At 64.4% G+C, this 20,055-nt stretch carries 19 protein-coding genes and 1 pseudogene; 9 read left to right on the top strand and 11 right to left on the bottom strand.

Features of this window, described 5'->3' with window-relative positions; translation table 11 throughout:
- Positions 1-181 precede the first annotated feature (181 nt).
- A complete protein-coding gene (fadD5, locus tag QM615_RS11820; RefSeq protein WP_269595577.1) occupies positions 182-1,738 on the bottom strand; it encodes a fatty-acid--CoA ligase FadD5 in 1,557 nt (518 codons plus the stop codon).
- A 188-nt stretch (positions 1,739-1,926) separates the two neighbouring features.
- Between fadD5 and QM615_RS11815 the strand changes: the two genes are divergently transcribed.
- Positions 1,927-3,114 (top strand): TetR/AcrR family transcriptional regulator, encoded by a 1,188-nt coding sequence (locus tag QM615_RS11815; RefSeq protein WP_269595578.1) that lies wholly within the window; start codon positions 1,927-1,929, stop codon positions 3,112-3,114.
- A 12-nt stretch (positions 3,115-3,126) separates the two neighbouring features.
- Here the strand turns inward: QM615_RS11815 and QM615_RS11810 are convergent, their stop codons facing one another.
- The gene (locus QM615_RS11810) at positions 3,127-4,023 is read right to left on the bottom strand and encodes an oxygenase MpaB family protein (RefSeq protein WP_269595579.1); all 897 of its coding nucleotides are present in this window, start codon (positions 4,021-4,023) and stop codon (positions 3,127-3,129) included.
- A gap of 2 nt (positions 4,024-4,025) precedes the next feature.
- Positions 4,026-5,522, bottom strand: coding sequence for an aldehyde dehydrogenase family protein (locus tag QM615_RS11805; protein ID WP_269595580.1), 1,497 nt, complete (start codon positions 5,520-5,522; stop codon positions 4,026-4,028).
- Between the two features lie 122 nt (positions 5,523-5,644).
- On the opposite strand from QM615_RS11805, the gene QM615_RS11800 reads away from it, so the two are divergent.
- The 3 genes and pseudogenes from QM615_RS11800 (at position 5,645) to QM615_RS11790 (ending at position 8,276) form a co-directional block, all read left to right on the top strand.
- Complete coding sequence (locus QM615_RS11800) at positions 5,645-6,820, top strand: acyl-CoA dehydrogenase family protein (protein ID WP_269595581.1); 1,176 nt, start codon at positions 5,645-5,647, stop codon at positions 6,818-6,820.
- A gap of 6 nt (positions 6,821-6,826) precedes the next feature.
- On the top strand, positions 6,827-7,462 hold the full coding sequence (locus QM615_RS11795) for a GntR family transcriptional regulator (protein ID WP_255183170.1): 636 nt from the start codon (positions 6,827-6,829) through the stop codon (positions 7,460-7,462).
- A 29-nt stretch (positions 7,463-7,491) separates the two neighbouring features.
- A pseudogene (locus QM615_RS11790) lies at positions 7,492-8,276 on the top strand (oxygenase MpaB family protein).
- 8 nt (positions 8,277-8,284) lie between these two features.
- Here QM615_RS11790 and QM615_RS11785 read toward each other — a convergent pair.
- From QM615_RS11785 to QM615_RS11775, 3 genes are read right to left on the bottom strand one after another with little or no spacing between them, the layout of a single operon-like run.
- On the bottom strand, positions 8,285-10,651 hold the full coding sequence (locus QM615_RS11785) for an FdhF/YdeP family oxidoreductase (RefSeq protein WP_269595583.1): 2,367 nt from the start codon (positions 10,649-10,651) through the stop codon (positions 8,285-8,287).
- A 48-nt stretch (positions 10,652-10,699) separates the two neighbouring features.
- Positions 10,700-10,960 carry an acyl-CoA-binding protein gene (locus QM615_RS11780; RefSeq protein WP_032379982.1) on the bottom strand — a complete coding sequence of 87 codons (261 nt, stop codon included), beginning with the start codon at positions 10,958-10,960 and terminating at the stop codon, positions 10,700-10,702.
- Between the two features lie 27 nt (positions 10,961-10,987).
- Positions 10,988-11,560 carry a TetR/AcrR family transcriptional regulator gene (locus tag QM615_RS11775; protein WP_094638731.1) on the bottom strand — a complete coding sequence of 191 codons (573 nt, stop codon included), beginning with the start codon at positions 11,558-11,560 and terminating at the stop codon, positions 10,988-10,990.
- A gap of 23 nt (positions 11,561-11,583) precedes the next feature.
- On the opposite strand from QM615_RS11775, the gene QM615_RS11770 reads away from it, so the two are divergent.
- On the top strand, positions 11,584-12,516 hold the full coding sequence (locus QM615_RS11770) for an oxygenase MpaB family protein (protein ID WP_269595584.1): 933 nt from the start codon (positions 11,584-11,586) through the stop codon (positions 12,514-12,516).
- A 29-nt stretch (positions 12,517-12,545) separates the two neighbouring features.
- A complete protein-coding gene (locus QM615_RS11765) occupies positions 12,546-13,328 on the top strand; it encodes an alpha/beta fold hydrolase (protein WP_283347349.1) in 783 nt (260 codons plus the stop codon).
- Positions 13,329-13,382: 54 nt separating this feature from the next.
- Here QM615_RS11765 and QM615_RS11760 read toward each other — a convergent pair whose 3' ends face one another.
- From QM615_RS11760 to QM615_RS11745, 4 genes are all read right to left on the bottom strand, one after another.
- Positions 13,383-14,699, bottom strand: a complete 1,317-nt coding sequence (locus tag QM615_RS11760) for a class I SAM-dependent methyltransferase (protein WP_269595586.1) — start codon at positions 14,697-14,699, stop codon at positions 13,383-13,385.
- The gene (locus tag QM615_RS11755) at positions 14,696-16,141 is read right to left on the bottom strand and encodes an FAD-binding oxidoreductase (RefSeq protein ID WP_283347348.1); all 1,446 of its coding nucleotides are present in this window, start codon (positions 16,139-16,141) and stop codon (positions 14,696-14,698) included. The genes QM615_RS11760 and QM615_RS11755 overlap by 4 nt, the downstream gene beginning before the upstream one ends.
- 114 nt (positions 16,142-16,255) lie before the next feature.
- Positions 16,256-17,221, bottom strand: coding sequence for a DDE-type integrase/transposase/recombinase (locus QM615_RS11750; protein WP_283347347.1), 966 nt, complete (start codon positions 17,219-17,221; stop codon positions 16,256-16,258).
- 47 nt (positions 17,222-17,268) lie between these two features.
- Entirely contained in the window at positions 17,269-17,673 is a 405-nt protein-coding gene (locus tag QM615_RS11745) for a hypothetical protein (RefSeq protein ID WP_283347346.1), read from the bottom strand.
- Between the two features lie 209 nt (positions 17,674-17,882).
- On the opposite strand from QM615_RS11745, the gene QM615_RS11740 reads away from it, so the two are divergent.
- Positions 17,883-18,317 carry an SRPBCC family protein gene (locus QM615_RS11740; RefSeq protein WP_068050479.1) on the top strand — a complete coding sequence of 145 codons (435 nt, stop codon included), beginning with the start codon at positions 17,883-17,885 and terminating at the stop codon, positions 18,315-18,317.
- Here the strand turns inward: QM615_RS11740 and QM615_RS11735 are convergent.
- On the bottom strand, positions 18,314-18,973 hold the full coding sequence (locus QM615_RS11735) for a hypothetical protein (protein WP_269595587.1): 660 nt from the start codon (positions 18,971-18,973) through the stop codon (positions 18,314-18,316). The two genes, QM615_RS11740 and QM615_RS11735, sit on opposite strands and share 4 nt — an antisense overlap.
- A 139-nt stretch (positions 18,974-19,112) precedes the next feature.
- Here QM615_RS11735 and QM615_RS11730 point away from each other — a divergent pair, with 139 nt between their 5' ends.
- Complete coding sequence (locus QM615_RS11730) at positions 19,113-19,424, top strand: YbaB/EbfC family nucleoid-associated protein (protein ID WP_217901741.1); 312 nt, start codon at positions 19,113-19,115, stop codon at positions 19,422-19,424.
- A gap of 3 nt (positions 19,425-19,427) precedes the next feature.
- The gene (gene recR / locus QM615_RS11725; protein WP_032379989.1) at positions 19,428-20,036 is read left to right on the top strand and encodes a recombination mediator RecR; all 609 of its coding nucleotides are present in this window, start codon (positions 19,428-19,430) and stop codon (positions 20,034-20,036) included.
- Positions 20,037-20,055 lie beyond the last annotated feature (19 nt).

The following is a 20,055-nucleotide window of genomic DNA, read 5'->3' as shown; positions in this document are numbered from 1 at the left end:
CCTGGTGGCTCTCCCAATCTAACCGAACAACACGACTGTCATTCCGGTCGAGCCACCGAACCTTCCCAGCCAGGCTACGTCCTATCCGATTCGGGGTGTGCCCCGACCAGCACTTCGGCCCCGTGTCGGCCCTCGAAGGGCGTCGTGTACCGGGCATGTTCGACGCCTCCCTGCCCGCCTTTCAGGCAGGTGCCGGCGAGTAGGTCTTCCGGAGTGCGACCTTGACCACCTTGCCGCTCGCGTTGCGCGGGAGGGCGTCGACGACGACCAGATCCTTGGGGTGTTTGAACCGCGCGAGATGGTCGCCGAGCCACACCAGAAGCTCGTCGAGTGTCAGGTCCGGGGCGCCGGGCGAATCGTGCAGTGCGACCACCGCGACGGGCACCTCACCCCATCTGTCGTCGGGGCGGCCGATCACTGCGGCCTCGAGGATTCGGGGGTGGGAGAACAGGACGTTCTCGACTTCGGCGCAGTAGATGTTCTCGCCGCCGGAGATGATCATGTCCTTCTTGCGGTCGACGACGAACACGAAGCCTTCCTCGTCCTGGCGTACGAGGTCGCCGGAGTGGAACCAGCCGCCGTGGAATGCGTCCGCCGTCGCGTCCTGGTTCTCCCAGTACCCCTGCATCAATGTGGGCCCTCGATAGACGATTTCACCGATCTCGCCCTGCGCCACGTCGTTCATCTCGTCGTCGACGACGCGCGCTGCGATGGTCGGAATGACACGTCCGACGGAGCCGAGTTTGCGGAGGGCGTCGACGCCGTCGAGCACGCAGGTGATGGGCGACATCTCCGTCTGCCCGAAGACCGCGACGTTCAGCGCTCCCGGGAACGTTGTCGACATCGCGCGCAGGACGGTGTCGGAGGCCGGGGCGGCACCCCAGGAAATGACCCGCAGGGCAAGTTCTCTGGGGTTGGCGGCCTGCTCGGCGCACATCGCCTGCCATTGCACGGGGACGAGGAAGAGATTGGTGACACCCTCGGCGGCGAGTACGTCGAGCAGGGTGCCCGGATCGAAGGCACCGACCGGGTGGACGACGGTGGGAATGCCGAGCAGCAGGCTCGGCGCGAGACTGCCGAGTGCGGCGATGTGGAACATCGGTGAGGCGCAGAAACCGACCTCGTCGGTGGCGCTCATCTGCAGTGCCCGGATGCAGGTGAAGGCCTGGGCCTGCATGTTCGCGTGCGTGAGGACCGCGCCCTTGGGTCTTCCGGTGGTACCCGAGGTGTACATGATCAATGCCGGGGCGTCGTCCGGAACGTCGACGGTGTCCGCCGGCTCAGCCGCGGACAGTAGCGCCTCGTAGTCGTCCCCGACGGTGATGATTCCGTTCAGTGAATCACTCTGCGCCACAACTGCTTCGGCCAGCGGAGCGAGTGTGTCGTCGGTGATCACCAGGGTGGAGCCACTGTTCTGCGCGAGAAAGGCCACCTCGGGCGGAGTCATCCGGAAGTTCACCGGCACTGCCAGAGCCCCGAGCGCGTTGATTGCCAGCACCGCCTCGAGGTACTCGGGTCGGTTGAGCATCACGATCAGCACCCGGTCGCCGAATCCGATTCCGCGGCTCTGCAGGACGCCTGCGCATCTCGACACGCGGTCGTCGAGTTCGCGCCACGTGATCGATCGCCCCTGGAATCGGAGCGCCACGGCGTCGGGTTGCATGAGGGCGTGGCGTCGAACGTGGTTGTTCCAGTTGTTTCGGTTGGACAACCCGGGTTCGTTCGGGTGAGCGGCCATCGCCGGTTCCTCTCGTCAGCAGTAAGAGCAGGGCATCGAATGTGATGCAGCCTACAGATCGGGCACTGCTTTGTCCGGAGCTTCGCAGACTGCATTTCTGCAGCTCAGCACGCCAATAAGTTTGCGGTCATTCGCATCGATGCCGCTACTATGGGGAATCGAGACGACCGGCGGTGCAAGGGCAGGCGATGAACGAGACAGGTACGACGGCGCAGCGGCGTCGGCCACGGAATCGAAAGGCGCAGATTCTGGTGGCCGCGGCCGAGGCCTTCAGCGAGCGCGGCTATCACCCCGTCGGAATCGAGGACATCGCCGCCACCGTCGGCATTTCCGGGCCCGCGCTGTACCGGCACTTTCCCACCAAGTACTCCCTGTTCGTCCACACAGTCATGCGGATGACCGACTCGTTGGTCGCGGCAACCGATCCGGCCGTCATCGAGGTGGAGGACCCGCAGGCTCGGATCGACGCGGTCATCGGTGCCATCATCGCCACCACCCTCGACAATCGGCGCACCGGTGGGTTGTATCGATGGGAGGGGCGCTATCTCGTCGGTTCGGACCGTGAGTACTTACGCCTAGCGCTGCGAACGGTGCACGAGCGGGTGACGGTCCCGCTGCGACAGCTTCGCCCCGATCTGTCCGAATCCGATGCAGCGCTGCTGGCCACCGCGGCAATCAGTGTGGTCGCCAGCATCACCGCGCATCGATCGGCGTTGTCGGCCAAGCAGATCGAGGAGTCGATGCTCGCTGCCGCACGGTCGGTCCTACGGACCGAACTTCCGCAGCAGGGCAGTGCATCTCCCCACCGCGAATCCGTGCTCGAGCATGCATCGAAACGCGAAGAGCTGCTGCATCATTCGATCAGGCTGTTCTACCTGCACGGCTACCACGAGGTGGGCCTGGACGACATCGGCGCAGCGGCGTCGATCACTGCCTCCAGTGTGTACCGCTATTTCCCCAGCAAGGCCGAACTGCTCGAGGCTGCGTTGCACCGTGCCAACGACCAGCTCACCGACACCCTCGCCGGTGCGCTCGAGCAATCGAGCTCCCCGGTCGACGCGGTGCGGACGTTCGCCAGGCTGTACACCGAATTGACCTTCCGGCAGGGCGAACTCGTGGCCGTGTACTTCGCCGAGATCGGAAATCTACCGGCCGATCGGCGGACGACGCTGCGCAGAATTCAGCGCCACAACATCGACGGCTGGGCACAACTACTGCGGGAAGCACGGCCGAACACGAGCGTGGTGGTCTCGAAATTTCTGATCCACGCCGCTCTCGGGTTGGTCTTCGACGTCGGTCGCACGGTGCGGTTCGAGCGCTCCGACCGAACCATGGCCCGAGTGCAGCAGACGATGACCGCGGTACTGCTGGGGTGATCGCCGCCGGACTCAGGCAGGCGTGGCCACGGCGGTGTACGGGCACGCACCAGCTCCCAGATCCCGAGGGCGGTAGCCGACGGGATAACCGGGGTAGGTCTTGTTCGACGCGTCGGCGGTGGCCCGCGAGTGCGTCCGCTTGGGCAGGAACCGCTCCACGCGGGCTCGGGCACGTAGAGCCCGCACGGCGGCCCGCTCGATCGTCGCCGAGCCGGACGGGAAGCCGAAGGCACCCGCCATCCGGTCGTCCAGCAATGCGAAGACTCCCTGTTTCACGGCGGGGGTGAACGCGGCTGGGTACCACGAGCAGTACAGCTCGAGGGTGTACGTGCCGATCCGACGGTTGTCCGCGCTGAAGCGAAACGTGCGCTCCTCGTAATCGAGCTTGAACTGCGCGAGCTCGGTGTACGAGGAGGGAATGTTCTTGATTCCCATCCGCTTTCCCACTTCGCAGTAGAAGTGGAACGTTGCGAGTCGTTCCTTCGGATGCAGGCGACGCCATCCGTAGGTGTCGATCCACTCGATCGGCTCGTAGATGAACGTCGTCAACACGTAGAGCATGTCGTCGTTCGAAATGTCGAACTGCCCGTGCATCCGGTTGACCATCCGAAGCGATTCGCGGCCCCGCTCGGAGTCGTATCCGTGCTCGAGCAATTCGGCCATCAGCAGCGCGGTGTCATCGTAGCGCTTCTGCGGCCTGTTCTCGAATTCGCCGGTCCTGACCAACAGAGCCGAGATGGTCGGCACGCAGTAGGTACGGAACAACGCGAATTCGAGTGCACGCTGGTAGTCCCACGGAAACTCGTAGCCGGCGGTGATGCGGTGGATCGTGTGGCAATCCCGCACCGGGTCGAGTTCCTCGATGCGGCGGAGCCAGCCGAAGCGCCCCTTCTTCGGCTTGATTTCCATGTTCAGCCCCGTCCGTGACGAAGCTTCAGCGCCAGCACGGACAGCTTCATGTTTCGCGCTTTGCGCTTCATCGTCAGCAGATTGACCGGAGCTGCAAAACTCTGCACGGTCAACGATTTCACGGTGCTGAATTCACGGAGGCCGTCGGCACCGTGGATGCGGCCGAATCCCGAGTCGCCCGTGCCGCCGAACGGCAGCGCCGGAACACCGGCGAAGCCGAGCACCGAATTGACCGTCACGACACCACAATCGAGCTTCTCGGCGGCGCGTCTGCCCACCGCTCCGTCCTGGGTGAACACCGATGCGCCGAGTCCGTACTTGGACGCGTTGGCGCGTTCGATGGCCTCGTCCAGATCGCGCACCTTGTTGACCACCACGGTCGGACCGAAGGTCTCCTCGGTGATCGCCGTCGAATCCTCGGGTACGTCGGTGAGAACCACCGGGTCGATGTACGGACCGTGCAACGAGTCGAGTCCGCCGACGACCGCCTTGCCGCCCTTGGCCAGAGCGTCCTCGATCTGGCCGCGCACGATGTCGCTCTGCTTGCCCAGCGTCATCGGACCGTAGGACGAGGTCTTCGTTCCGCCGGGCTTCAGCGCCTTCACCGCGGCGGTGAACTCGCCGACGAAGCGGTCGTACACCGGAGCCGCGACGTAGATGCGTTCGACGCCTGCGCAGGTCTGCCCGGCGTTGCCCATCGCGCCGAACGTCGCGAATTCCACTGCGGCAGTGATGTCCGCGTCTGCGTCGACGAGCATCGCGTCCTTGCCGCCGCACTCGGCGACGAGTGGGGTCAGGGACTTCGCGCAGGTGGCCATGACCTTCTTGGCCGTGGCGGTGGATCCGGTGAACGCGATCTTGTCGACACCGGATTCGACGAGGGCGGTGCCGGTGGATCCGTCGCCGGTGATCGTCTGGAACACCGGGTGCTGAGCGGCAAGCGACTGCCACTTCTCGGCCAACCAGGTCCCGACGCCAGGCGTCAGCTCGCTCGGTTTGAACACGACGGTGTTGCCTGCCGCGAGGGCGTACGCGATCGAACCCATCGGTGTGTAGAGCGGGTAGTTCCAGGGGCCGATCACTCCGACGACACCGAACGGGCGGTACCCGACGTAGGCCTTCTGGTTCACGGCGAGCAGGCCCGATCCGACCTTGCGCTGCCGCAGGATCTTCTCGGCGTTGCGGGCCGCCCAGTCGAGGTGTTCGACGCCGAGCATGACCTCGAGCAGAGAGTCCTCGTCCGGCTTGCCGGTTTCGGCGGCGATGACGGTAGCGAGGCTTGCAGCGTCCTTGGCGATGGCGGACTTGAATTCGAGCAGCCACCGTTTGCGTCCGACGAAGCCCTGTACGTCCCACCAGCGCGCGGCCGACCGAGCGCGAGCGACGGCGACGTCGACCTCTGCGGTGCCCGCGATCGGATACGTGGCGAGTGCGACACCTGTTCTGGGGTCGAGGCTTTCGAAGGTGCTCTCGTTCGTTCGTTCGATCTGGTCCGTCACGGGCTCTTCCTCCAGCAGATCGCATCACATATATTTGATGTGATTCAATGTTGTCCAGGACACACTATGCGTCCGATTCGGTTGCTACAACCCCCGCCGCCTCGATGTGCAGGAGCCGATTCATGAGTATCGATCTCACCCAGGAACAGACCGCGTTCGCCCAGGCTGTCGCATCCTTCTGCGCCAAGGAAGCCGGCACCCGCGCCCAGCGCGACGCGCTCACCGAGCACGGCAAGCACACCCACAATCAGGCGCTCTACGACAAGATGGCCGAGCTGGGCTGGTTGGGTGCGATCATCTCCGAGGAGCATGGCGGGGCGGGCGGCAGCACCGTCGACCTGTGCATTCTGCTCGAAGAATCTGCCAAGGCCATGGCTCCCATCGGCGGCATCGGACCCACCCTGATCACCGGCGCGGCCTACGAGAAATTCGGCACACCCGCACAGAAGGAGACCGTTCTCGGCGGCATCGTCGCCGGGCGGAGCTATTCGATCTCGATGTCCGAGCCCGAGGCCGGCTCGGACGTCGGCAACCTCAGCTGCCGCGCCGAGAAGACCGACACCGGCTGGCTGATCAACGGCCAGAAGACCTGGTGCTCCAACGCGCACTTCGCCGATCGGATCCTGCTCGTTGCCCGCACCGGCAGGAGCGGAGCCGGCGGAGCGACCCAGGGAGGCAGAGAGGGTGGGAAGCACGAAGGCCTGACGATGTTCGACGTTCCGGCCGATGTCGAGGGCCTGAACATCGTCGGCATCGACACGATGGGCGGCAAGGAAGTCAACGACCTGTACTTCACCGACTGCGCGCTGCCCGGGGACGCGGTGGTCGGGGTGGAAGGGCAGGGGTGGTCTCAGCTGATGACCGGTCTGAACATCGAGCGCCTCATTCTCGCGGCGATGATGCTCGGTACGGCGCAACGAGCATTCGACGACACACTCGACTTCATCACCCAGCGAAAGCAATTCGGACGGCCCGTCGGAACGTTCCAGGCACTGCGGCATCGCATCGCCGATCTGGCCACCGAGATCGAGTGCGGACGGCTGCTGGTCTACCACGTGGCTCGGTTGGTCGACGAGAGCCCGACGAAACTCTTCCCGCGCGAGGCATCGATGGCCAAGCTCAAGCTCACCGAGACCGCCAAGAAGGTGGCGCTCGAAGGCATGCAGATGATGGGTGGCTACGGCTACGCCACCGAGTTCGACATGGAAAAGCATGTCAGGACGACTCTCGTGTCCTCGATCTACGGCGGTACCAACGAGATTCAGCGCGACATCATCGGCAAGACGTACGGACTGTAGATCATCGTGTTGCGTCGTCGACCACAGCTCGCGGAGGATGTCGCCGCCAGTATTCGCCAGCAGATCGTCACGGGTGCGCTCGAGCCAGGGGCATTCGTGCGAATCGACGAGACGGCGGCGGAGCTGGGCGTCAGTGCCACTCCGGTGCGCGAAGCACTCGTTTCGCTGCGCGGGGAAGGGCTCGTCGAGCAGGTGCCTCGACGCGGCTATCGCGTCGGTGAGCTCTCGCGCCAGGATGTGGACGACATCTTCTGGCTGCAGGGGACCATCGCCGGCACACTCGCCGGTCGGGCCGCTCGCAGCATCACACCCGAGCACCTGGATCGGCTGACAGCACTCAACGACGGTCTCCGTGACGCCGTGGCCCGCTCGGACACCGAATCGGTGGAGTACTACGAGTTCGAGTTCCATCGATTCGTGAACAAGATCGCAGGCGGAACCAAGTTGGCGTGGTTCCTCCTCGGTGCGGTCAGATACACGCCGCGGTTGTACGCGACCGACAAGCGATGGGGTGAAGATGCAGTGCGCAGTCACGAAGAACTGATCGAGGCCTTTGCGCGACGCGACGTCGAGGCCGCCGACGACGTGATGCGTCGACAGTTCCGGCAGTGGGACATCGGCGCGGAATCGACGCCGTCGTGACCGGCGATCCGGATTTCCTGCGCAAGTCCATGACCGGGCTGGGGCTGCTCGCCGGCTCGGCCAACGTCATCATGCAACTGGGGCACCCGGCCGTCGGGTACGGAGTGTTCGAGAGCCGGGTCGAATCCGGACAGATCAACCGGCACCCGATCAAGCGCACCCGAACCACGTTGTCCTATCTCGCCGTCGCGGGTATGGGCGACGACGAGACCAAGGCCGCATACCGCAAGGCGACCAACCGATCTCATGCAGCGGTGAAGTCGACGCCGGACAGTCCGGTGAAGTACAGCGCCTTCGATCCGACCCTGCAGCTGTGGGTGGCTGCGTGCCTCTACCGAGGTCTCGAGGATGTGTACGTCGCCTTGTACGGGCCGCCCGATCCGGACACCGTGGACGAGATGTACCAGGCATGCCACGTCCTGGGCTCGACGCTTCAGATGCCACCCGAGATGTGGCCCGCAGATCGAGCAGCCTTCGAGAAGTACTGGGACGCAGCGCTCGACGACATTCACATCGACCCGACGATCCGGCGTTACCTACACGGCATCGCCTCGGCCACGTTCACCAAGCCGGCTGTACTGCATCCGCTGATCGGGCCGTTCTTCCGCTTCGTGACGACCGGATTCTTACCTCAGCGATTCGGGACGAGATGGAATTGGCCTGGGACCCGGTCAAGCAGAGACGGTTTGCGCTGTTGCTGCGCAGCGCGTCCCTGCTCAACCGGGTGTCGCCGCCCGTCGTGCGCGCATTTCCGTTCAACATCCTGCTCCGCGATGTCGAGCGGCGGATGCGCTCGGGGCGAGCACTGGTCTAGTACGAGCCTCAGCTCAGATGATGCGGCTGCGGGTGCGACTTGTGCCCCTCGTCCGATCCCTCGTTGTCCTGATGACCGTTCGCCGTACCCTGCACGCCTGTTCCCGCCGGAACCATCGCGATGATGACCGACTTCGAGGTGGGGGTGTTGCTGTGCAGCGCAGTCGAATCCAGCGGGATCAGCGGATTGGTTTCGGGGTAGTATGCGGCAGCCGACCCACGCGGGGTGTCGTACTCGACGATGCGGAACGACGGCGCGCACCGATCCACGTCGTCGTCGTCCCACTTGGTGACGAGGTCGACCATGTCGCCGTCGCGGAAGCCGAGCGCCGAAATGTCCTCTCGGTGCACGAAGACGACGCGTCGGCCGTTCTCGATGCCGCGGTAACGGTCGCTGAGTCCGTAGATGGTGGTGTTGAACTGATCGTGGCTACGCAGCGTCTGCAGGATCAGATGGCCCGGCGGAACCTGCAGTACATCGATCGGTGAGACCGCGAATTCGCCCAGGCCGCTCTTGGTTTCGAACGTCCGGCTGTCGCGCGGCGGATGCGGCAGCACGAAGCCGCCGGGGCGTCGAACATTGACCTCGTAACCCTCGCAACCGGCGACGACGCGGGAGATGTGCTTGCGGATGTTGCGGTAGTCGTCGCGGAAACCCTTCCAGTCGAGACCGTATCGGTTGCCGAGTGTCGCCTCGGCGATGCCGCTGACGATCGCGACCTCGGAACGAAGGAACTCGCTCGCGGGCTTCAACGGTCCGCGCGAGGAATGCACCGAGCACGTGGAGTCCTCGACCGAGATCCATTGCTCACCACTGGCTTGCACGTCCTTCTCGGTGCGTCCCAGAGTCGGCAGGATGATCGACGTCTCGCCGCAGACGAGGTGCGAGCGGTTGATCTTGGTGGAGATCTGCACCGTCATCCGCATCTTGCGCAGTGCCTCGAAGGTGACGTCACTGTCCGGAGTCGCCTGGACGAAGTTGCCGCCGAGGCCGAGGAAGAAGTGCGCCTTACCGTCGCGCATGGCCCGGATGGAATCGACGGTGTCCAAGCCGTGCTCGCGCGGCGGCTCGAAGTCGAATTCCGCAGCCATGGCGTCGAGGAAGGCCACCGGCGGACGCTCCCAGATGCCCATCGTCCGGTCGCCCTGCACGTTCGAGTGGCCGCGCACGGGGAGCAGCCCGGCACCTGCCCGGCCGATATTTCCCTGTGCGAACGCGAGATTGGTGACTTCCTTGATGGTCGCGACGGCATTGCGGTGCTGCGTCAGACCCATGGCCCAGCAGAAGACCGTTGCCTTGGAGTCGCGCAACATCTCGGCTGCCTCGGTGATCTGCGCTACCGACAGTCCGGTCACCTCGGTGACGAGATCCCAGTCGACCTCGGCGACGTGCGCCTTCCATGCGTCGAAGCCGACGGTGTAGTTGTCGAGGAACTCGTGATCGAGTGCATCCCACTTCACCAGCAACGAGCCGATGGCCTGGAAGAGTGCGAGGTCGCCGTTGATCTTGATCGACAGGTGCAGATTCGACAGGTCCGTTCCCGGGCCCACCATGCCCCGCGGGGTCTGCGGGTTCTTGAAGTTCAGCAGACCCGCTTCGCGAAGTGGGTTGATGGACAGAATCTTTGCGCCGTTCTGCTTGGCCATCTCGAGGGCCGAGAGCATGCGGGGGTGATTGGTTCCGGGATTCTGACCGGCGAGGATGATCAGTTCGGCATTGTGGACGTCGTCGAGCGTGACGCTGGCCTTGCCGATGCCGATCGATTCCTGCAGCGCGATGGACGTCGACTCGTGACACATGTTGGAACAGTCGGGCATGTTGTTCGTGCCGAACGCCCGGGCGAAGAGCTGATAGGTGAATGCGGACTCGTTCGAGGCGCGACCCGAGGTGTAGAAGATGGCCTCATCGGGACTCGCGAGGGACTTCAGCTCATCGCCGATCAGGCGGAATGCGTCGTCCCACTCGATGGGCTCGTAATGGCTGCCGCCGGGCAGCTTGATCATCGGGTGCGTGATCCGGCCCTGCTGGCCCAGCCAGTGTTCGGTGTGGCTGTCGAGTTCGGCAATGCTGTGCTGCGCGAAGAACTCCGGCGTCGCCCGCGTCGTCGTCGCTTCCTCGGCAACGGCCTTCGCGCCGTTCTCGCAGAATTCCGCCGCGTGTCGGTGGCCCGGATCGGGATCGGGCCACGCGCAGCTCATGCAGTCGAAACCCTCGGCCTGATTGAGCTTGAGCAGCGTCTGCGCGGTGCGCTTCGGGCCCATGTGGCCAAGCGCTCGCTTCATCGACACTGCGACGGCGACGGGGCCTGCCGCGTGGGTCTTCGGCTTTTCGATGTCGAGCTCGGCCTCGTCGACGTCGCTGTCGGTGCGTCTCATGCGGGTCCCTTCGTTGCGTTACCCCCGCACTCGACCATAGCCGTTGGCTCAGCCGGCGAGGAGCTTGGTCACCAGATCCACGTACTGCTGCTTCGCCGAATCCTGGCTCGTACCTTCGAGCTTCGCCCAGGCATCGAACTTCGCTCGGTTCACCATGTCCAGTCGTCCGGGCCGCTTACCCGAGGCGTCACCGATCGAACCCTGCTTGTAGAGCGAGTACAGGCTCAGTAGGTCGTCGTTGCTCGGCTTGGACGTGAGCTTCTTGACGTCTACCTGCGCGTCGGCGAACGACTGGTCGAGATCGGACATGAAGAACTCCTTCGGTTAGAGGTGGTGTCATCCTCGCACGGAGGCCTCGGAAATCAGCCGAATGCAGTGCGCCACGAGGGCTTCGCGGGTGACGGTGAGCGTGCCGTCGAGATAGCCGATGAACAGGGCCGTCAACGCCCCGACGGTTCCGACGGCGATCAGCTGTCGATCGTCGGTGTCGGGCAGTTGGGAGTGCACCAGCTCGACGAAGCCGGGCAGGAGATCGAGACCGCGTCGGCTCAGTGCCGGTTCGGCCAACGGCGCGATGAGCAGCACCCGTCCCGTTCGCGGTTCGTCGATGATGAGTTCGACGAATGCGCGCACCGGCGCGGCGATGGTGTCCTCGGCAGTGCTCGCCTGCATCACGGCGTCGAGCAAAGCGCCCTGCGCTCTGGTGCCGACCCACGCGTACACCGCGCGGACGAAGGCGTCGCGGTCGGCGAAGCTCTCGTAGAAATACCGCTCGGTCAGGCCGGCGGTACGGCAGACGGCCCGCACGTTGACGGCCGGACCGTCCGGCGAGCCGAGGAGCTCGACCCCGGCCGCGAGCAACGCGTCGTAGCGCTTGGATCTGCGTTCCTCCAACTGTTGACTACGCATGTTGTCAACCCTAGTCTGACAACATGCGTAGTCAGCCCGATCGACCCGTCCCGCTCGGTCCGGATTCGCTGACCTGGAAGTACTTCGGCGACTGGCGAGGGATGCTGCAGGGCGTCTGGGCAGGGTCGATGCAGAACATGCACCCAGGGCTCGGAGCCGGGGTGGAGCAGCACTCCACGTTCTTCGACGAGCGCTGGCAGCGGCTGTATCGGTCTCTGTACCCCATCGGTGGGGTCGTGTTCGACGGCGATCGGGCCGAGGAGACCGCGCTGCAGGTCCGCGGCTATCACACGAACATCAAAGGGATCGACTCGAAGGGCCGCAAGTACCACGCGCTCGATCCCGACACGTTCTACTGGGCGCACGCCACCTTCTTCATGGGCACGGTGCTCACCGCAGACCACTTCATGGGCGGGCTGACCGAGGCTCAGAAGGTGCAGCTGTTCGACGAGCACGTGCAGTGGTATCGCCTCTACGGCATGAGCATGCGGTCGGTGCCTGCCACCTGGCCGGAGTTCCAGCAGTACTGGGATCACATGTGCCGACACGTGTTGGAGGACAACATGGCCGCCCGCGGGGTGCTGGACCTGTCGAAGCTGGGACCACCGCCGTATGCGGCCTGGCTGCCGAAGCCGATCTGGGCCGTGTTCCGGCGTCCGGTGGCGAAGTTGTTCGTCTGGATCACCGTCGGGCTCTACGACGAGCCGGTACGCCGGCTTTTGGGCTACAGCTGGTCTCCCCAGGACGAGAAGCGCCTGGCGTTGTTCGGCAAGGCAGTGAACCTCGTGTTCGGGTTGGTTCCGCCTCGACGGCGACTGCACCCGCGAGGCCGCGCCGGATGGGACCGTGCTCGGGGCCGGATCGACCCGACGTCGCCGCTGGTCCATACGCCGGCCCGCAATCTGCCGCCGGTGGAACGCCGCACGGACCCGTCGCACTACATCCCGAAGGTGTAGATCGGCGCGCTCGGGGTACAACGCGGGGTATGTACAACGTCAGAACCGGCACCGGAAAGCCCCTGGTCCTCGTCCACGGTCTCGGTTCCTCGCACCGCAACTGGGACCCCATCGTGCCCGCCCTCGCCAAGCACCGAGAGGTCATCGCCCTCGACCTACCCGGGTTCGGGCAGACTCCGCCCCTGGCCGAGGTCTCCATCGCGACGTTGACCGACGCGTTGCGGGAATTTCTCGACAGCGAGGGGCTGTCCGACGCCGATCTCGTCGGAAGTTCGATGGGTGCGCGAATGGTCGTCGAGCTGGCCCGCCGCGGTCACCGCGGATCCATGGTGGCGCTCGATCCCGGCGGGTTCTGGAACGACCGGCAGGTCAAGATCTTCGGGGCCACGATCACCGCATCGTTGGCGCTGATGAAGAACGTGCAGCCGCTGGTACCGTTCCTGGCCGGCAACCCGGTCACCAGAACTGCTGCACTGGCGCAGTTCTCGGCCGCGCCCTGGAAACTTCCGAGTGGGCTGGTCGAGCAGGAGCTGAAGGGTTTCTCCTCCAAGACATCGCCTTCGCTCGACGCCGCACGCAAGGCGCTGATCCACGGGCCGAAGCAACAGGGTTCCCCGAAAGGTTCCCTGCAGGGCTCGCTGCTCATCGGCTGGGGCCGTCAGGACAAGGTCACCACACCCAGCCAGGCGACAGTGGCGTTGGAGCGATTCCCCGACGCCACCCTGCACTGGTTCGAAGAATGCGGACACTTCCCGCACTGGGATCAGCCGACCGAGACCGCGCGGGTCATCCTGCGGGGAACGGGTCGCTGACGCTCCCATGTGCGCGGAACTTCGACCCCTGCTACGAGGTTCCGCTCACAAGCGTCAGCCGTTCCACCAAGGCCGCAGGGGGACGTCGGCCTGTCCCTTCGGTCCGAGCTTGACGGCCAGAACCTGGTGCAGCTGAACCACATTGCGCTCGAAGCCGAGCCGAGACCCGGCCATGTACAGGCCCCAGACACGGGCTGTTCCCTCACCTGCTTCGGCGACGCAGGCGTCCCAGTTCTCGACGAGGTTCCGGCACCATCCGGCCAGCGTCAGCGCGTAGTGCTCGCGCAGGTTCTCCTCGTGCCGGACCTCGAGTCCGACGTCCTGGATCTCGGTGATGATGCGGCCCGAGCCGGTGAGTTCGCCGTCGGGGAAGACGTACCGGTCGATGAAGCTGCCGGCCTTGGCGTGTGCGCGATTGTCCGGCCGGGTGATGGAGTGGTTGAGCAGTCGGCCGCCGTCGCGCAGCTTGGACTGGATGAACGTGAAGTACGACGGGTAGTTGTGCACGCCGATGTGCTCGGTCAGTCCGATGGAGGAGATGGCGTCGAAGTTGGTCTCGGGCACGTCGCGATAGTCGGAGAAGCGCACCTCGGCGAGCTCGGAGAGCCCCTCGTCGGCGATGGCCTGCTGTGCCCACGACGCCTGCTCCTGCGAGAGCGTCACACCGATCACCTTCACTCCGCGGCGGGCGGCGTAGCGCACCATCGAGCCCCAACCGCAGCCGATGTCGAGCAGGCGATCACCCGGTTGCAGGCCGAGCTTGTCGAACACCAAGCGATACTTGTTCTCCTGTGCGGCTTCCAGAGACTGATCGACGCTCTCGAACGCCGCGCAGGTGTACGTCATGGAGGGGCCGAGCACCTTCTCGTAGAAGGCATTGGACACGTCGTAGTGATGGTGGATCGCTTCTGCATCGCGAGTCTTGGAGTGGCGCAGACCTTCTGCGATACGACGCCACCTCGGGATCGCTTCCTGGGGTGGGGGAGCGATGGGCCGCAACACATCCCAGCCGAGCGAACGGGCGATCGATGTCAGTGTCATCGCCGAGGGGCGACGGAAGTGCAGCTCGTCGCCCATCAGCGCCAGCAGCTCGTAGGGGTCGCCCGGATGGACTCCCGTTGCTTCGAGATCGCCCGAGACGTACGCGCGCGCCATGCCGAGATCGCCGGGAGCGGTTGCGAGATAGGTGGTTCCGCGCGGGCTCTTGAGGTTGAGGCCGATTCTGGCGTCCTCGGGTCCTGCGGTGCTGCCGTCGTAAGCGGTGAAGCGCAGTGGGATGTTGCCGTCGGAGATCAGTTCGAGAATCTCGGAGATCTTGAGCTTCTGGGCACCGTTCACCGTGCGATTGCCGGAGTCCTTGAACGTCGTCATCTGCGTTGCACCGCCTTCGAGTACAAATCCAACAATCGGGATTCGGGATCGTATTTCTTCTTCAACACTTCGTATCGATCGCCGCCGTACAGAACGGCGAATTCATGTTCGGTGTAATAAGCGTCCGAGTACAGCGATTTATGCCCGTCGAACTCGGTGACCTTCTTCTCGATGGCGCGGTTCGCGGCACCCTCTGGTTCGCCTGCAACGATCGGGACCGAAGACCAGAAGCCGATGTTGACGTAGGTGCGTTTCGGTTCGAGTGGATACAGCGGCCACGGCCGGGCCGGATTCGCGCCCGGTGCTGCGGGCTCACGAAGACGCAACGGGCACAACCACAACGGCTCGATCGGGATGTTGTCGAGGAACCACGCGACGAAGCCTGCGGTGTGTTCGATCGGAACCTCGACATCTTGCACGACGCGTTCGCGCGGCGGATTTCCTTTGCGCTTCTCTAGTCGATCGCCGATGTCGTACTTACGATCGAGACCGATGAGCTTCCAGTAGAAGCTACTGCGCCGGTACTTGCGCGGCCAGAAGCGTCGGATTCTCGGGTTCTGTGTTCCGAATGCGCGGGAACACCAGAACCAATCGGTGTCCCAGCGCCACAGGTAGTCGTGAATGGTGAGGCGGTCGGTCTTGGGTGTGTCCGATGCGTGCTGGATCGAGCGGTAGAAGATGTCGGCACCGGTGTAGTCGCTGACCGGTCCCGGTTCGTCGGTCTGGACGCCGAGTGTGAGGTAGCTTTCGTCGGCGCTGAAGACCACACCGTCGAGGTACTGGACCTCGATGCCGTCGTACTCGCGCTGCTCGACGATTCTGTCCATCGTGGACTGCAGGGTTTCGAGATCGTGAAATCGCAGGTGGCGCAACGCGACATACGGCAACACGGGTTCGAGCTGGATCTTCAGCCGAGTGGAGTAGCCGAGGGTTCCGTACGAGTTGGGAAAGCCCCAGTAGAGATCTGCGTGTTCGCCCTCGGGTGTTGCGGTGACGATCTCGCCGCTGCCGGTGAGGACATCGATCTCGAGCACCGATTCGTGGGGAAGTCCGCTACGAAACGACGTCGACTCGATACCGAGTCCGGTGACGGCTCCGCCGAGGGTGATCGTCTTGAGCTGTGGGACGACGAGGGGTGCAAGGCCGTAGGGAAGCGTCGCGTCGACCAGGTCCTCGTAGGTGCACATTCCGGCGACATCTGCTGTGCGCGAGGCGGGATCGACGGTGATGACCTTGCTCAGGCCCGACACGTCGAGCCCCGGTGTGGTGGTGGTCGTCCTGGCCCGGAACAGGTTGGACGTCTTCTTCGCCAGACGCACCGTCGCATCGGCGGGAATTGCGCGATAGCTGCGAAGCAGCTGCTCGACACCCGACCGGTGCGCTGCGTAACCGCTCTCCCTCGGTTCTGGCCGTCGTCCGAGAAGAGCATTCACTGAAGCCACACTCAGACGCTATATCTCGTACCGCGTGGTATCCACCGGCATCGGCGTCCGACCGGTGAAACTTCACGCAACTGTTGCCGAATCTCGGCGAAGAATCGGAGTAAACGCTCAATGTCAAGCTGTCTGGAGTCGGTTGTTGTTGATTCCGACGGTTGCGGGCGGTTGGGCGGTGTGGGGGCGGCGGCGGAACCTCTCGGGGTGTCGGTCGTAATAGGCCTGGTGAGCTCGGTCTCGGTCGGTCCACAGGGTTCGCCAGTTCCCGGAGTGGACGTCTGCGGGTGAGAACAGGGCGATGCCGGAATGTTTGTGGTCGGTGTTGTACCAGTGGACGTAGTCGGTGAGGTGCCCGCGGGCGGCATCGATGTCGGAGAAGATCCCCGGGTAGTTCGGCCGGTATTTCATGGTCCGGAACTCGGACTCGGAGAACGGATTGTCGTTACTGACGTAAGGCCGGTTGTGGGTGAGCTGGACTCCGTGGGCGGTCAAACAGTTCTTGAGGGTGTTCGAGCGCATCGCTGCACCGGAGTCGGCGTGAACGAATGATGGTGCGCCGTAACGCTGTATGGCTGTCTCGAACATCTCGGCGGCGAGGTGGTCGCTCTCTCGTTCCTCCACACGCCACCCTGCGATCAGGCGGGAGTGGATGTCGATGATCGAGTACGCCTTGAACGAGGCACCGCGCCACGGTGAGTGCAGATCGGTGATGTCCCAACTCCACACCTGACCGGGTGCGGTAGCGGTGTGCACGGGCATCGGGCGCGGGGTTCGGGTGCTCTTCTTGGTCGGTGTCTTCGGGCGGTTGCGTTGGTCGAGGACCGCTGCTGCGATACGCCACCACGAGCGACGTGATGCCATCATCGACCCGTTGTCCCAGGCGGTGGCGAAGGAGTGATCGACCGAGTTCCCGGCTTGCCACCCGGTGTCGATCAACGCCTCGACCCGGGCGCGATCGGTGGTGTCGATTCTGCTCGGATACTTCCGATCTCGTTGGTGCACAGGGTGTTCGGTCTTGACCCTGGGGTTGCGGCGGTAGTGCCACGTCGAGCGGGACAACCCGACCAACGTCAATGCTCGACGCACCGATCCGGTCAGTGGGGCCAGTTCGTCGACGAGGGTGTTCTCGTCGCTCAGGAATCGGTGGGATCGGTTCTCGTCGGGGTGTCGTCGGGCTCGGGCACGTTCAGTGTGTGCAAGAGCCCGATAGCTTTTCCCAGCAGCTCGTTGGTCTCCTTGAGCTCACGGATCTGAGCGTCACGTCGGGCGAGTTCCTCGGCGTGGCGCGCCGTCTCGATGGCTCGCCGTTCGACCATTCCCTGCCGGCCCTTCGGTTGCGAGTTCATCGGTTCAGTCTGACGCGGAACCAGCCCGCGGTCCACGTCGCCGTCGAACACCGCCGTCCGCCACCGCGTCATCATGCCCCTCGAGACGGACGGATGCGCCACCATCCACGGCCCATGCTGGCCATACGGCAACCGGCAGTACTCGAACACCATCTCCCGAATCTGCTCCCCTGTGAACTCAGCACTCAACATGCGATAACCCTCCATAGCTTCTCGAATGACTCACCAGAAGCTTGGCAAAGAGGGAAATCGGACAAATGGTTGCGTCATACATGTGTTTTGCGGGATCGGAATTTCTTGTGTGAAGCACGTCACACACGGTCCGGCGGGATGCCGGCCGCGCGTGCGCGGCGAGGCAGTATGGACGCACATCCCGTTCGCTATCGAAGGAGAACGTTTCCGTGGCTCAGGTCAGTGCATCCAGTTCCGCCACCATCGCCACCACACCGGATCGAGTGCTCGCTGCGCTCGCCGACTACGAGACGGTGCGCCCACGCATCCTCCCCGAGCAGTACCGCGACTACGAGGTGGTCCAGGGCGGGCAAGGAGACGGAACCGTGGCCACGTGGACCCTGCAGGCCACCGAGAAGCGAGTGCGCAACGTCGCCGCGACCGTCACCGTCGCCGGATCGACCATCACCGAACGCGACGCCAATTCCTCCATGGTCACCACCTGGTCGGTCGCCCCGGACGGCGCAGGAACCACAGTCACCACGACGACGGAATGGAAGGGTGCAGGCGGCATCGGCGGATTCTTCGAGAAGACCTTCGCACCGCTGGGACTGAAGAAGATCCAGGCCGCGACGCTGGAGAACCTGCGCCGCGAGTTGATCTAAGCCTGCTCGAAGTCGGGGGCCTCGATGAGCTCGAGTGTTCCGACGACCACGGTGCGCATCGACCACAGGAACATCCCGTCGGGTCCACGGTCGACCGTGTCGTAGGCCCCCGGCAGTGTGTCCAGGTCGGTGCGCGCCGCGATCGCGTCGTCGTACTCACGATCGCGTCGAGCAGAGTTGTAGACCATCTCGGACAAGGCCAGCGCATGCTCGCAGACGGTGATCACAGCCCACGTCGCCTGCTTCGGAGTGAGGTCGTATCGAGTTCGATAGCGCGTCTGCACCGAGTCGGCCATACGGATCGCGTCGATCGAGCTGGGAGTCAGGCCGATCAGATACTCCGCGATGCCCGGGTTGGAGTGAACCAGCTCGCGCATCGCGGAAGCGAGGGTCAGCAACGCGTCGTGCATCGATTCGTCGTCAGCGGGAAGCGGAGGCGACCACCTGCGCAGAATCTCCTCCGCCACGAGCGCCTTGAGGGAACCGAGATCGTCGATGTTGTTGTAGATCGCGACGATCGACACGCCCAGGCTCTCGGCCACCGACTTCACCGACACCTTCGGCAGCGTCAGCGCAATACCCGCCTCGGCCATGGTCTGGGGCGTCACCCGACGCTTGCGAGGGGAGCGACCCTCGGGGTTCGTCGGTTCGTGCATTCGAGGATGGTACGCGCCTCAGTTGTGACGCATCCTCAGCTGTGTGGCGCGGCATCCGCGAACCTTCGTGCGACTACGCTGGGGATCGCTTCGACCCACGCGAGAGGACGGCACAGTGCAACCCGGTGAACAGCCCGACATGGCATCGATCCTTCAGCAAGCCCAGCAGATGCAGCAGCAGCTGATGGCGGCGCAGGCCGAGATCGCGGAAACCGAAGTGACCGGCCAGGCGGGCGGTGGCCTCGTGGTCGCCACCGTCAAGGGAACCGGTGAGGTGGTCGGTCTGACCATCGACCCCAAGGTCGTCGACCCCGAAGACATCGAGACCCTCCAGGATCTCGTGATCGGCGCTATCGCCGATGCGTCTCGCGCGGCTCAGGCCGTCGCGAGCGAGAAGATGGGCCCCCTCGCTGGTGGTCTCGGTGGCATGCCCGGCCTGCCCGGGTTCTAGGCGGTGTACGAAGGTCCGGTTCAGGATCTGATCGACGAACTCGGCAAGTTTCCCGGGGTCGGTCCGAAGAGTGCTCAGCGCATAGCTTTTCACCTCCTGGGCGTCGAACCTCCCGAGGTGGATCGGCTGATGCGCGCGCTGCAGCGCATTCGCGACGGTGTGCAGTTCTGCATCGTCTGCGGCACGGTCTCGGACAAGGAACTGTGTCGAATCTGCGCGGACTCACGTCGTGACAGATCCATGATCTGCGTCGTCGAAGAACCCAAAGATGTTCAAGCCGTGGAACGTACGCGAGAGTTCAAGGGCCGCTACCACGTGCTCGGTGGGGCACTCGATCCACTGAACGGAGTGGGCCCGGATCAGCTCCGCATCCGAGAGTTGTTGACCCGCGTCGGAACCCAGGACGACGGCGTCGACGTCACCGAAGTCATCATCGCCACCGACCCCAACACCGAGGGCGAAGCAACGGCCACGTATCTGGTGCGCATGATGCGCGACTTCCCCGGCCTGGCGATCACCCGCCTCGCCTCGGGCCTACCCATGGGCGGAGACCTCGAATTCGCCGACGAGTTGACGCTGGGCCGCGCGTTGACGGGGCGTCGACGAATGTAGAGCGGCTTCGCCGCACGTG

This window comes from Rhodococcus sp. IEGM 1341, assembly GCF_030056895.1.
In the GTDB taxonomy this organism is placed as follows: Bacteria; Actinomycetota; Actinomycetes; order Mycobacteriales; family Mycobacteriaceae; genus Rhodococcoides.
The sequence above is the reverse complement of the archived record's forward strand: the minus strand, read 5'-3'. Positions and strand labels throughout refer to the sequence as shown.